This window comes from Pseudomonas sp. StFLB209 (genome assembly GCF_000829415.1).
Taxonomy (GTDB): domain Bacteria; phylum Pseudomonadota; class Gammaproteobacteria; order Pseudomonadales; family Pseudomonadaceae; genus Aquipseudomonas.
The window spans coordinates 3188703-3201208 of record NZ_AP014637.1 but is presented as its reverse complement, the minus strand read 5'-3'; the positions used below and the strand labels follow the sequence as shown (position 1 = coordinate 3201208).

The 12506-nt window shown below is 59.4% G+C and carries 17 protein-coding genes; 10 read left to right on the top strand and 7 right to left on the bottom strand.

Features of this window, described 5'->3' with window-relative positions; genetic code table 11:
* Window positions 1-22 precede the first annotated feature (22 nt).
* The 7 genes from murA to PSCI_RS14235 all read right to left on the bottom strand — a co-directional run bounded on the left by murA (window position 23) and on the right by PSCI_RS14235 (window position 4706).
* Window positions 23-1288: a UDP-N-acetylglucosamine 1-carboxyvinyltransferase gene (murA, locus tag PSCI_RS14265; protein ID WP_045487918.1), complete on the bottom strand. Its 1266-nt coding sequence runs from the start codon at window positions 1286-1288 to the stop codon at window positions 23-25.
* A 22-nt stretch (window positions 1289-1310) separates the two neighbouring features.
* On the bottom strand, window positions 1311-1550 hold the full coding sequence (locus PSCI_RS14260) for a BolA family protein (RefSeq protein WP_045487916.1): 240 nt from the start codon (window positions 1548-1550) through the stop codon (window positions 1311-1313).
* 106 nt (window positions 1551-1656) lie between these two features.
* A complete protein-coding gene (locus PSCI_RS14255; RefSeq protein WP_045487915.1) occupies window positions 1657-1971 on the bottom strand; it encodes an STAS domain-containing protein in 315 nt (104 codons plus the stop codon).
* Window positions 1968-2621: an MlaC/ttg2D family ABC transporter substrate-binding protein gene (locus PSCI_RS14250; protein ID WP_045487913.1), complete on the bottom strand. Its 654-nt coding sequence runs from the start codon at window positions 2619-2621 to the stop codon at window positions 1968-1970. The genes PSCI_RS14255 and PSCI_RS14250 overlap by 4 nt, the downstream gene beginning before the upstream one ends.
* Window positions 2622-2632: 11 nt before the next feature.
* Window positions 2633-3100: an outer membrane lipid asymmetry maintenance protein MlaD gene (gene mlaD / locus PSCI_RS14245; protein WP_045487911.1), complete on the bottom strand. Its 468-nt coding sequence runs from the start codon at window positions 3098-3100 to the stop codon at window positions 2633-2635.
* On the bottom strand, window positions 3100-3897 hold the full coding sequence (gene mlaE, locus PSCI_RS14240) for a lipid asymmetry maintenance ABC transporter permease subunit MlaE (protein ID WP_045487908.1): 798 nt from the start codon (window positions 3895-3897) through the stop codon (window positions 3100-3102). Before mlaE ends, mlaD begins: the two co-directional genes overlap by 1 nt.
* Window positions 3897-4706, bottom strand: a complete 810-nt coding sequence (locus PSCI_RS14235; RefSeq protein WP_045487906.1) for an ATP-binding cassette domain-containing protein — start codon at window positions 4704-4706, stop codon at window positions 3897-3899. The genes mlaE and PSCI_RS14235 overlap by 1 nt, the downstream gene beginning before the upstream one ends.
* Window positions 4707-4987: 281 nt before the next feature.
* Here PSCI_RS14235 and PSCI_RS14230 point away from each other — a divergent pair, with 281 nt between their 5' ends.
* The 10 genes from PSCI_RS14230 (at window position 4988) to PSCI_RS14185 (ending at window position 12228) form a co-directional block, all read left to right on the top strand.
* Window positions 4988-5962, top strand: a complete 975-nt coding sequence (locus tag PSCI_RS14230; RefSeq protein ID WP_045487904.1) for a KpsF/GutQ family sugar-phosphate isomerase — start codon at window positions 4988-4990, stop codon at window positions 5960-5962.
* A 14-nt stretch (window positions 5963-5976) separates the two neighbouring features.
* Window positions 5977-6501: a KdsC family phosphatase gene (locus PSCI_RS14225; protein WP_045487902.1), complete on the top strand. Its 525-nt coding sequence runs from the start codon at window positions 5977-5979 to the stop codon at window positions 6499-6501.
* Between the two features lie 9 nt (window positions 6502-6510).
* Entirely contained in the window at window positions 6511-7083 is a 573-nt protein-coding gene (gene lptC, locus PSCI_RS14220) for an LPS export ABC transporter periplasmic protein LptC (RefSeq protein ID WP_045487900.1), read from the top strand.
* Entirely contained in the window at window positions 7070-7615 is a 546-nt protein-coding gene (gene lptA / locus PSCI_RS14215) for a lipopolysaccharide transport periplasmic protein LptA (RefSeq protein ID WP_045487898.1), read from the top strand. The genes lptC and lptA overlap by 14 nt, the downstream gene beginning before the upstream one ends.
* A complete protein-coding gene (gene lptB / locus PSCI_RS14210; protein WP_045487896.1) occupies window positions 7616-8341 on the top strand; it encodes an LPS export ABC transporter ATP-binding protein in 726 nt (241 codons plus the stop codon).
* 345 nt (window positions 8342-8686) lie between these two features.
* On the top strand, window positions 8687-10180 hold the full coding sequence (locus PSCI_RS14205; RefSeq protein ID WP_045487894.1) for an RNA polymerase factor sigma-54: 1494 nt from the start codon (window positions 8687-8689) through the stop codon (window positions 10178-10180).
* A 114-nt stretch (window positions 10181-10294) separates the two neighbouring features.
* Window positions 10295-10603, top strand: a complete 309-nt coding sequence (hpf, locus tag PSCI_RS14200; protein WP_045487891.1) for a ribosome hibernation-promoting factor, HPF/YfiA family — start codon at window positions 10295-10297, stop codon at window positions 10601-10603.
* Window positions 10604-10615: 12 nt separating this feature from the next.
* On the top strand, window positions 10616-11080 hold the full coding sequence (gene ptsN / locus PSCI_RS14195; RefSeq protein ID WP_045487888.1) for a PTS IIA-like nitrogen regulatory protein PtsN: 465 nt from the start codon (window positions 10616-10618) through the stop codon (window positions 11078-11080).
* Between the two features lie 2 nt (window positions 11081-11082).
* On the top strand, window positions 11083-11940 hold the full coding sequence (rapZ, locus tag PSCI_RS14190) for an RNase adapter RapZ (protein ID WP_045487885.1): 858 nt from the start codon (window positions 11083-11085) through the stop codon (window positions 11938-11940).
* Window positions 11941-11955: 15 nt separating this feature from the next.
* Window positions 11956-12228 (top strand): HPr family phosphocarrier protein, encoded by a 273-nt coding sequence (locus tag PSCI_RS14185; RefSeq protein ID WP_045487882.1) that lies wholly within the window; start codon window positions 11956-11958, stop codon window positions 12226-12228.
* The last annotated feature ends 278 nt before the right edge of the window (window positions 12229-12506 follow it).

The following is a 12506-nucleotide window of genomic DNA, read 5'->3' as shown; positions in this document are numbered from 1 at the left end:
TGAGACATCGGGGCCGTGCAGGTCAGCCCGGTACGCGACGAATTTTCGCGCCCAGCAACTGCAGCTTCTCTTCGATGCACTCGTAACCACGGTCGATGTGGTAGATACGGTCGATCAGCGTGTCACCTTCGGCAACCAGCGCCGAGATCACCAGGCTGGCCGAAGCACGCAGGTCGGTGGCCATGACCGGAGCGCCCTTGAGCACTTCGGTGCCGGTGACGATCGCGGTATTGCCTTCGACCTGGATCTGCGCGCCCATGCGGTGCATTTCGTAAACGTGCATGAAGCGGTTTTCGAAGATCGTCTCGATCACTGCGCCAGTGCCTTCGGCAACGGCATTGAGGGAGATGAACTGGGCCTGCATGTCGGTCGGAAACGCCGGATACGGCGCGGTACGTACATTGACCGCTTTAGGACGGCGACCATGCATGTTCAGCTCGATCCAGTCGTCACCCGTGGTCACTTCGGCGCCCGCTTCCTGCAGCTTGAGCAGTACCGCTTCGAGAATGGTCGGATCAGTGTCCTTGACCTTGACCCGGCCACCGGTGATTGCCGCAGCCACCAGGTACGTACCGGTCTCGATACGGTCCGGCATCACCTTGTAGGTGGCCGAATGCAGACGTTCGACACCGTCAATGGTGATGGTGTCGGTACCGGCACCTTGAATGTTGGCACCCATGGCGATCAGGAAGTTCGCCAGGTCGACGACTTCAGGTTCACGGGCTGCGTTCTGCAGCACTGTGCGGCCCTTGGCCAGACTGGCGGCCATCATGATGTTCTCGGTACCGGTCACACTGACGGTATCGAAGAAGAAATGTGCGCCACGCAGGCCGCCTTCCGGGGCGCGAGCCTTGATGTAACCGCCTTCGACGTCAATGATCGCGCCCATGGCTTCCAGGCCGCGGATATGCAGGTCAACCGGACGCGAACCAATGGCGCAGCCGCCCGGCAAGGCCACTTCAGCTTCACCGAAGCGGGCGACCATCGGGCCGAGCACCAGGATCGAGGCGCGCATGGTCTTGACCAGCTCATACGGCGCGACCAGGGTCTTGATGGTGCGCGGGTCGATCTCGACGCTGAGCTTCTCGTCGATCACCGGCTCAATACCCATGCGACCGAACAGCTCGATCATGGTGGTGATGTCGTGCAGATGCGGCAGGTTCTGGACCGTAACAGGCCCATCGGCGAGCAGGGTTGCAGAAAGAATCGGCAACGCCGAGTTCTTGGCCCCGGAAATACGAATTTCGCCGTCCAGACGGACGCCGCCGGTAATAATCAATTTATCCATTGCAATCTCGACACCGGTAGGGTCAGGCGCGCTCGGCCCAGGCCGCGCTGCTGAAAAATTTCATCGTAACCGCATGGATGCTGCCATCAGCGATCCAGGGATTGAGATGGGAGTAGATCTGTTGCTGACGCTTGACAGGACTCAGGGCAGCCAACTCATCACTGATGACATTGAGCTGGAAGTTGCAGCCTTCGCCTTCGACTTCCACTTTGATTCCGGGCAATTTTGCTTCAAGGAAGCTTTTTACTTCGACAGCCTGCATGCTTAACCTCGATCGGCGCTCTGTGCGCGCGGGTCGGCCATGATACAAAAAAGCCCCTGCTATGCGAACCCCGCCCGGGGTTTACGCAGACAGGGGGCTGTAAAGGTCATGCGGGAGAATGATTGTCAAACAGCGCACTGGCGCCCGATACCTCGGCGATCTTGCGCATGTCCGCTGGCATGGAGTGAACGCTGACCGATTTGCCTGCACTTTGCGCATCACGCATGAAACCCAACAGCAGCGCCAGGCCGACGCTGCTGGAGTGGCTGACACCTGAACAATCAATGACCAGTGTCGGCAGGCTGCTGGAACGAATTAGCGCCGCGCCCTGCTTGCGCAACTGCGGACCGGTGCTGTAGTCGAGCACACCGACCAGACGCAGCTCGCCGGCGCCGACAAGACGCACCGCCGACTCGGTCATTGCGCCGCCTTCTGCGAAGCTTCGTCGGTGACTTCCTTGGCCTTGGCCACTTCACCGGCCCAGCCATCGATAGTCTTGTCCAGATTATTGCCATTGCGCTGCATGGCATCGGCGAACTGGTCACGGAACAGCTTGCCGATGTTGATGCCGTTGATGATCACGTTGCGCACTTTCCATTCACCATTGATCTTCTCAAGGGTGTAGGAAACCGGATAGACCGCGCCGTTGTTGCCCTTGACCTGCATATCGACGCTGGTGCGCTCGCCACTCTCATCCTTGGCCGGCGCTACGGTGATGCCCTGGTTGTTGTACTCCAGCAATGCGTTGCCATAGAACTGCATCAGGCTGCGCTTGAAGTTCTCCTGGAAGCGTTGCATCTGCGCAGGCGTGGCCTGGCGCGAATACTTGACGGTCATGATGCTGCGTGAAATGCCATCGGCATCCACCACCGGCCCGACAATGCGGTTGAGCGCATCATAGAAAGCACTGGGGTTGGCCTTGTACTGCTCCTTGTTGGCCGACAGGTCGCCCAGCAACTGATCCGTAGTGCCTTTGATCAGGTCGTGCGCAGAGGGCGCAGCCGCTGCACTGGCCAGCATTGGCAATGCTGCCAACAGGACCAGCAGACCGCGACGCAAAATAGAGATCATGGAAAAGCTCCTCATTTGGCTTCTTTACTCACGGTGTTGAGCAGAAATTTACCGATCAGGTCTTCGAGCACCAACGACGACTGGGTGTCGTGGATCGTACCGCCATCCTTGAGCAGGGCCTCGTCCCCTCCTACACTCAGACCGATGTATTTCTCACCCAACAGGCCCGCAGTCAGAATCGATGCCGTGGAATCGGTCGGCAGGTTATCCACCGACTTCTGGATTTCCAGCGTCACGCGCCCGGTGAAGGTATCGCGATCCAGATCGATCGCCGTCACCCGGCCCACCGTGACACCGGCCATGCTTACCTTGGCTCTGACAGTCAAACCGGCAATATTGTCGAAGTAAGCGTAAAGTTTATAGGTGTCGCTGGTCGCACTGGCGCTCAGACCACTGACCCGCAGGGCCAGCAGGAGCAAGGCCAGGATGCCGGCCAGGAGGAACAGTCCGACACCGGTTTCGATGGCGCGGTTTTGCATCAGAAATCTCCAAACATCAAGGCGGTCAGAATAAAGTCCAGGCCCAGCACCGCCAGTGAGGCGTAGACCACGGTACGGGTCGTGGCACGACTGATCCCTTCGGAAGTAGGATCGCAATCGTAACCCTGAAAAACCGCGATCCATGTCACTACCAAGGCAAATACGACGCTTTTGATCAGGCCATTGAGCACATCGTCAGTGAAAGAAACACTGTTCTGCATATTGGACCAGAAAGAACCTTCATAGACTCCCAGCCAGTCGATGGCGACCCAGGAGCCGCCCCAGATACCCACCACACTGAAGATCATGGTCAGCACCGGCAATGAAATAAAGCCGGCCCACAGTCGCGGGGCAACGATGTACTTGAGCGGGTCGACACCGATCATTTCCAGGCTCGACAGTTGCTCGGTGGATTTCATATTGCCGATCTCGGCAGTCAGCGCCGAGCCGGCCCGACCGGCAAACAGCAGCGCCGCCACGACCGGCGCCAGCTCACGCAACAGGGTAAGGGCAACCATTTGCCCGACCGCCTGTTCGGAACCGTACTTGGTCAGGATGCTGAAGCCTTGCAGCGCCAGCACCATACCGATGAACGCGCCCGAGACGACGATGATGACCAGCGACATCACCCCGACCGAGTACAGTTGCTTGACCAGCAATTGAAAACCGCCGCCGATACCGCCGCGCCCCAGCAAGGCATTGAACAGAAAGATGCCGGAACGCCCCAGCACGGTGATGACGTCGATGGCTGCGCGCCCAAGCAGGCGCACACGCTCGATGATTGATTTGTTGCGCATCAGCGCGTCCCCAAAAGATCGTCGCGAAAATCCGCTGCCGGATAATGAAAAGGCACAGGACCGTCCGGCTCGCCCGTCATGAATTGACGGATGCGCGGGTTGTCCGACGCCAGCAGCTCCTGCGGCGTACCTTGCCCCAGCACTTGGCCGTCACCCACTACATAGATGTAGTCGGCGATACTGGCGGTTTCGGTCAGATCATGGGAAACCACGATACTGGTGATGCCCAACGCATCGTTGAGCAGGCGAATCAGGCGAACCAGAACCCCCATGGCGATGGGATCCTGACCGACGAACGGTTCGTCATACATGAGAATCTGCGGATCGAGGGCAATCGCCCGGGCCAGCGCGACCCGACGCTTCATGCCGCCGGACAGCTCATCGGGCATCAGCTCGACAGCGCCGCGCAGCCCCACCGCCTGCAGTTTGAGCAGTACGATGTCGCGAATCATGTCGTCTGGCAGCTCGGTGTGGACACGCAGAGGAAACGCGACGTTCTCGAACACATCAAGGTCGGTAAACAGCGCGCCACTCTGGAACAGCACTCCCATGCGCTTGCGCGCATCGAACAGATCGCCGCGCGACAGCTGCGGCAGGTTCTGGCCGTTGACCCACACTTCGCCTGCGTCAGGGCGCAATTGCGCGCCCATCAGGCGCAGCAAGGTGGTTTTGCCACAACCGGAAGGCCCCATGATGCCGGTGACCTTGCCTTTGGGAATACGAATATCAACATTGTTGAAAATGCTGCGGGCACCGCGCTTGAAGGTGACACCCTTCAATTCGACCGCGTACGCGTCATCGGCACTCATCTGAACTCCTTGCAATACGGCCACACCTGCCGAGCCTGCTCCGCGCCGGGAGCGTCGATACTGGCGGGCCGGACAAGCCGCGAACTATACCACCGCTGCTGCGTGCCACCCAAGTACGGAACCGACGTCCACCGCCTGTACTCACATGCCGTTACAACACTTAAGACACTGAGTCGCTTGAGCCGACTCATCGTTAAAGAATGACTGCGACGATCAGAGCGTGAGCCGGATCGACAATACCGCTATAATCGCCGCCTTTTCCCAGGCTGACCGATCCAGACATGAGCCAATCCAGCGACCTTATCCAATCCGCACAGCGCACCATCCGTCTCGAAATAGACGCGATCGACAGTCTCCTGGGACACATCGACGCCGATTTCGTGCGCGCCTGCGAGCTGATTCTGGCCAGCAAGGGCCGGGTTGTGGTGGTCGGCATGGGCAAGTCCGGACACATTGGCAACAAGATCGCGGCGACCCTGGCCAGCACCGGCACCCCGGCGTTTTTCGTCCACCCGGCCGAAGCCAGCCACGGCGACATGGGCATGATCACTCGTGACGATATCATTCTCGCCCTGTCCAACTCTGGAACGACTCACGAGATCGTGACCCTGCTGCCGCTGATCAAGCGCCTGGGCATCACTATGATCAGCCTGACTGGCAACCCTGAGTCGACGCTGGCGAAGACCGCCGACGTCAATCTCAATGCGCATGTCGCCCAAGAGGCCTGCCCGCTCAACCTGGCGCCGACCTCCTCGACCACGGCGGCACTGGTGATGGGCGATGCGCTGGCCGTTGCACTGCTGGAGGCCCGTGGCTTTACCGCCGAAGACTTCGCCTTTTCGCATCCGGGCGGTGCGCTGGGGCGGCGCCTGCTGCTCAAGGTCGAACACGTGATGCACAGCGGCGACACCCTGCCCAAAGTGGCGCGCGGCACCTCGTTGCGCGATGCCCTGCTGGAAATGACCCGCAAAGGCCTGGGCATGACCGCGATCGTCGAAGCCGATGGCAAACTGGCCGGGATTTTCACCGACGGTGACCTGCGCCGCACCCTGGATCGTGCCACCGACATTCGCGAGGCGATCATCGACGAGGTCATGACCGTACACGGCAAGACCGTACGCGGCGAAATGCTCGCCGCAGAAGCGCTGAAGATCATGGAAGACCACAAGATCAACGCACTGATCGTGGTCGATGGGCAAGACCACCCGGTGGGTGCCTTCAACCTGCAGGACCTGGTCCGTGCGGGGGTGATGTAATGGAGAACAACGCAATGACCGAGCAACTGCTGCAGCGTGGCAAAGGCATCAAGTTAGCCATTTTCGATGTGGACGGTGTCCTCACTGACGGGCGCCTCTACTTCCTGGAAGACGGCAGCGAATTCAAGACCTTCAACACCCTCGACGGCCAGGGCATCAAGATGCTCATCGCCTCAGGCGTGACAACGGCTATCATTAGCGGGCGCAAGACCCCGGTGGTCGAGCGCAGGGCAAAGAATCTGGGCATTGCCCACCTGTATCAGGGCCGCGAAGACAAACTGGTGGTGCTTGATCAACTGCTCGCTGAACTGAACCTGAGTTACGAACAGGTCGCCTATCTGGGTGATGATCTTCCAGACTTGCCGGTGATTCGCCGCGTAGGGCTGGGTATGGCTGTGGCCAATGCCGCCACTTTCGTGCGTCAGCACGCCCATGGCGTGACCCGAGCACGCGGTGGCGAAGGCGCAGCCCGCGAGTTCTGCGAGCTGATTCTTGAAGCGCAGAACAACCTTGAAGCGGCCCATGCCGCCTATCTGTAGACACCACTTATGCTCAGCAAGAAGATTCGTACTTTCCTGATCCTTGGCGTGCTGGCGTTGCTGCTGGCCGCCGTCGGCTACTGGAACGTCAGTCCGGAAAGCTTCATGGACCAGCCTGCCGTGAAGGCCGACGAGACTGCCATCGACTACTACGCGATCAATGCGCGCAGCGTACAGTACCTGCCCGACGGAAAGGTGCAGTACGAGATGACCGCCGACAAGGTCGAGCACGTCAAGGCCAGCGATGTCACCCTGCTGACCCGCCCGGACCTGAACATGTACCGTGGCACGGCCTTTCCATGGCACGTGCAGAGCGCCCGCGGCGAAGTATCGCCCGGTGGCGAGCAGGTCGAACTGATCGACAACGTTCGCGTTGCACGCACCGATGAAAAGCAGCGCGCGACCATCATTACCAGCAGTCGAATGACTGTATTCCCACAGAAGCAATATGCGCAGACCGAGCAAGCCGTTAGAATCGACGCCGGCGGCGGTGTCAGCACGGCTGTAGGGATGAAAGCATATTTGAAAGACGGCAGGATGGACCTGCTGTCCAAAGTAAGAGGACAGTATGAGGCTCGTTAAAACCCTTCCTTTCTTGCTCGGCCTGAGCGCAGCACTGGGAAGCGCGAGCGCCTGGTCCCTGCCAACTGACCGTGATCAGCCGATCCACATTCAGTCCGATGACGCGCAGCTGGACGACAAAAAAGGCATCGCCACCTACAAGGGCAATGTCATCATCACCCAGGGCTCGATGAAGATCACCGGCAACACCGTGACCATCACCCGTAACGCCCAGGGTGAAGTCGACGTGTTCACCTCGGTCGGCAACCTGGCCTACTACGAGCAGAAGCCTTCGGTGGACAAACCCATCGTCCAGGCCTATGCAGTGACCATCCAGTACTACGCAGCACAGGATCGCATCGTGCTGATCGACAAGGCCAAGGTCATCAACGACGGCAACACGTCAGAAGGCGAGAAGATCGTCTATGACACTGTGCGCCAGGTGGTCAGTGCCGGCCGCGCTACCGGCAGCCAGGTCACTGCGCCACGTCCGCGCATCGACATGGTCATCCAGCCGAAAAAGAAACCCGAACAGCAGCAGAAGGCCCAGTAAATGGCGACGCTTAAAGCCCAGCATCTGGCCAAGAGCTACAAGAGCCGCCAGGTCGTACGCGATGTCAGCCTGTCCATTGACAGCGGACAGATCGTCGGCCTGCTGGGCCCTAACGGCGCCGGCAAGACCACCTGCTTCTACATGATCGTCGGCCTGGTCCAGGCCGATCAGGGGCGAGTGCTGATCGATGACCTCGATGTCAGCCACCAACCCATGCATGGTCGCGCACGCGCCGGCATCGGTTATCTGCCACAGGAAGCCTCGATCTTCCGCAAGCTGACCGTGGCCGACAACATCATGGCGATCCTGGAAACCCGCAAGGAACTGGACGCCGCCGCACGCCGCGCCGAACTGGAAAGCCTGCTGCAGGAATTCCATATCACCCATATCCGCGATAGCCTCGGCATGAGCCTCTCCGGCGGCGAGCGTCGCCGCGTAGAGATCGCCCGCGCGCTGGCCACGGCCCCCAAGTTCATCCTGCTCGACGAGCCTTTCGCCGGGGTAGACCCGATTTCCGTGGGTGATATCAAGCAGATCATTCACCACCTCAAGGCCAAGGGCATCGGCGTACTGATCACCGATCACAACGTGCGCGAGACCCTGGACATCTGCGAGACCGCCTACATCGTCAACGACGGCCAGTTGATTGCCGAAGGCGATGCAGAAACCATCCTGGCCAACCAGCTGGTGAAAGAGGTGTACCTGGGCCACGAGTTCCGTTTGTAGACCTCCCTTGGTTACACACTGGCTGTTGACAACAGATTATTTGTCCTGATGCTCTAGGCAAGTCTTTAGAATTCAGGCATATAACTTGCTTAATAAAGGCGGCATCGATCAGAGGCCGTGAGAAAGCGTAGCGAGCGCAGCCAAGGCAAGACGAAAGCACTCGAAAGTCACGGTTTTTCCCAAGCCAATCAGCTACGGGTAAATGCGTGTTTTCGAGCCCGCTCTCCAGGTCCGATGACTGCATCCGAGGCTGGCAACCTGCCGACACTTTCCCACGACAGCTATCGATGCCCTGTAGTGGATGGCGCTCCCCGCGCCGGCGAATGAAGGTGTTGAGCAACTGCCATGAAACCATCGCTAGTCTTGAGAATGGGCCAGCAGCTGACGATGACACCGCAGCTGCAACAGGCTATCCGCTTGCTTCAGCTATCGACTCTGGACCTGCAGCAGGAAATCCAGGAAGCGCTGGAATCCAACCCCATGCTGGAGCGCCAGGAAGAAGGCGACGACTTCGATAATTCCGACCCGATGGCGGACAATATCGAAAACAAGCCGGCCAGCGAACAGCCGGAACCAAGCTTCCAGGAAACCGCCACGACCGTGGACAACCTTGAAGAAGGCGACTGGAGCGAGCGTATTCCCAATGAGCTGCCGGTCGACACGGCGTGGGAAGACATCTACCAGACCAGCGCCAGCAGCCTGCCCGGCAGCGACGATGACGAGTGGGACTTCACCACCCGCACATCGGCCGGTGAAAGCCTGCAGAGCCACCTGCTGTGGCAGCTCAATGTCGCGCCGATGTCCGACACCGATCGCCTGATCGCCGTCACCCTGATCGACTGCATCAATGGCCAGGGTTACCTGGAAGAGCCTCTGGAAGAACTTCTGGAAGCCTTCGATCCTGAACTGGACATCGAACTCGACGAGATCGAAGCCGTCCTGCACCGCATCCAGCAGTTCGAACCGGCCGGTGTCGGTGCGCGCACCCTCAGCGAATGCCTGCTCCTGCAATTGCGCCAGCTCCCGGCCAAGAGCCCTTGGCTGGCTGAAGCGCAGCGCTTGGTCAGCGACTACATCGACTTGTTGGGCAGCCGCGACTACTCGCAACTGATGCGGCGCATGAAACTCAAGGAAGATGAACTGCGCCAGGTCATCGAGCTGGTGCAAAGCCTCAATCCGCGCCCGGGTTCGCAAATCGAATCCAGCGAGCCGGAATATGTGGTGCCGGACGTCATCGTGCGCAAGGACACCGACCGCTGGCTGGTGGAGCTGAACCAGGAAGCGGTGCCGCGCCTGCGCGTCAACCCGCAATATGCCGGCTTCGTGCGCCGTGCCGATACCAGCGCCGACAACACCTTCATGCGTAACCAGTTGCAGGAAGCACGCTGGTTCATCAAGAGCCTGCAAAGCCGCAACGAGACCCTGATGAAGGTGGCCACCCAGATCGTCGAGCACCAGCGCGGCTTTCTCGAATACGGCGATGAGGCCATGAAGCCGTTGGTGCTGCACGATATTGCCGAAGCGGTTGGCATGCACGAGTCGACCATTTCCCGGGTCACCACCCAGAAATTCATGCATACCCCGCGTGGCATCTACGAGTTGAAGTACTTCTTCTCCAGCCATGTCAGCACTTCCGAAGGCGGTGAATGCTCCTCCACAGCCATCCGCGCAATCATCAAGAAACTGGTTGCTGCGGAAAATCAGAAAAAGCCATTGAGTGATAGCAAGATCGCTGGTTTACTGGAAGCACAAGGCATTCAGGTCGCCCGTCGCACCGTCGCCAAGTACCGCGAATCGCTGGGCATTGCGCCATCGAGCGAACGCAAGCGGCTGATGTGACTGACCGGCTACCGGGCACGACCTCGTTTGGGGTCGATGCCGGGTGAGCGCCACAGCGTTCCAGAGGCAGGTAGTCGACCTGCCCCTTTATGCACAGGCAAAGGAGAAAGCTGTATGCAAGTCAATATCAGTGGACATCAACTGGAAGTGACCAAGCCCCTGCGCGAATATGTGGAGCTCAAACTCAAAAAACTCGAAGGACATTTCGACAAGATCACCAATGTCCAGGTCACCATGACCGTCGAGAAACTGAAACAGAAAATCGAAGCCACCATGCACATCCATGGCGGTGAGGTCGTGGCCAACGCCGAGCATGACGACATGTATGCCGCCATCGACCTGCTCACCGACAAGCTCGACAGACAATTGCTCAAGCATAAGGAAAAGCAGCAAAGCATCCTCAAAGGTGCGACCGCTCGCTAACACACCCAATCCATGATCCGACTTGAAGACATCCTGACCCCCGGCCGTTCCCAGGTTAACGTGCCGGGGGGCAGTAAAAAACGCGTACTCGAACAGATTGCCAACCTGATTGGCCGCGAAGTACCTACGCTGGATACTCAAACCGTATTCGAGAGTCTGGTCGCCCGCGAAAAGCTCGGATCGACCGGCTTTGGCAACGGCATTGCCATTCCTCACTGCCGCCTCGCCGCCTGCAGCGCGCCGGTGAGCGCTGTCCTGCACCTGGAAGCACCGGTTGATTTTGACGCCATCGATGGCGCACCGGTCGATCTGCTGTTCGTGTTGCTGGTTCCCGAAGCTGCCACCGATGAACATCTGGAGCTGTTACGCCAGATCGCCAGCATGCTCGACCGCGCCGAAGTGCGTGAGCGCCTGCGCGCGGCACACAGCGGTGAGGCGCTTCATCACGCCGTGCTGGATGAACTGAAAGGCCGGTGAGCATGCGCATGATCATCGTCAGTGGCCGCTCCGGTTCGGGCAAGAGCACCGCGCTCGACATGCTCGAAGACAACGGTTTCTACTGCGTCGACAATCTGCCGGCAGGCTTGCTGCCTGAACTGGCCGAACGCGCGTTGCTCAATACCGAACAAAGCGAGCCGCTGCTGGCTGTGTCCATCGACGCACGCAACATGCCCAGCCACCTCACCCGCTTCCCGCAGATCCTCGATGAGGTACGCGCTCGGCACATCCACTGTGATGTGCTGTATCTGGACGCCGACGACGCTACCCTGCTCAAACGTTTCTCGGAAACCCGGCGACGCCATCCGCTGAGCAACTCGCAGCGCTCGCTGGCCGAAGCCATACGTGACGAAAGCGTACTGCTGGGGCCGATCATTGATCTGGCCGACCTGAAGATCAACACCACACACCTGAACCTCTATCAGTTGCGTGACACCATCAAGCTGCGCCTGCTGAACAAGCCCGAGCCCGGTACGGCTTTCCTGATCGAGTCGTTCGGCTTCAAGCGTGGCATGCCGGTGGACGCCGATCTGGTGTTCGACGTGCGCTGCCTGCCCAACCCCTACTGGAAGCCGGAGCTACGCGAGCATTCGGGGCTTGATCCGGTGGTAGCCGAATACCTCGCGGCCCAGCCCGATGTGGAAGAAATGTTTCAGGACATCTTCGCCCATCTCAACAAGTGGCTGCCGCGGTTTGCCGCCAGTAACCGCTCCTACGTGACCGTCGCCATCGGCTGCACCGGCGGGCATCACCGTTCGGTCTATCTGACCGAACGCCTGGGCCAGGTCCTGCAACAATCACTCAAGAACGTTCAGGTTCGTCACCGCGACCTCAGTTGAAGGACTTCCACAGCGATGCCCGCTCGTCAAATCACCATTATCAACAAACTGGGCCTGCATGCCCGCGCTGCTGCCAAGTTCGTCGGCGTCGCCGGCAAGTTCCCCTGCCAGATCCGGGTTGGCCGCACCCCAGAGAGCATGGTCGACGGCAAGAGCATCATGGCCGTCATGATGCTGGCCGCCGGCAAGGGCACCGAAATTCACCTGCTCACCGAGGGCGAGCAGGAAGATCAGGCACTCGAAGGGCTGGTAGCGCTGATCAACAATTATTTTGATGAAGGCGAATAATCTGCCGCATGACAAAGCCGGACACAAAAACGGGGCGCCATAAGCGCCCCGTTTTTATTGTCTGCAAGACCGCCACCACCACAGCCACCCTGTCCTGGCACAGGGCGCCTGAGGCTTTATGCCAGGGACAGACGTGTCACCCAGTCCAGTGCCTGGACTGTCAGCAAGGCAATCCCTCCCAGAAGCAGCAGGCTTCCGAAGGCCAGACGAAACAGGCGAACACGATTGGTAACCGACATTTCCAGACTCATGACGTGCCTTGAGGACTCAAAGGGTTG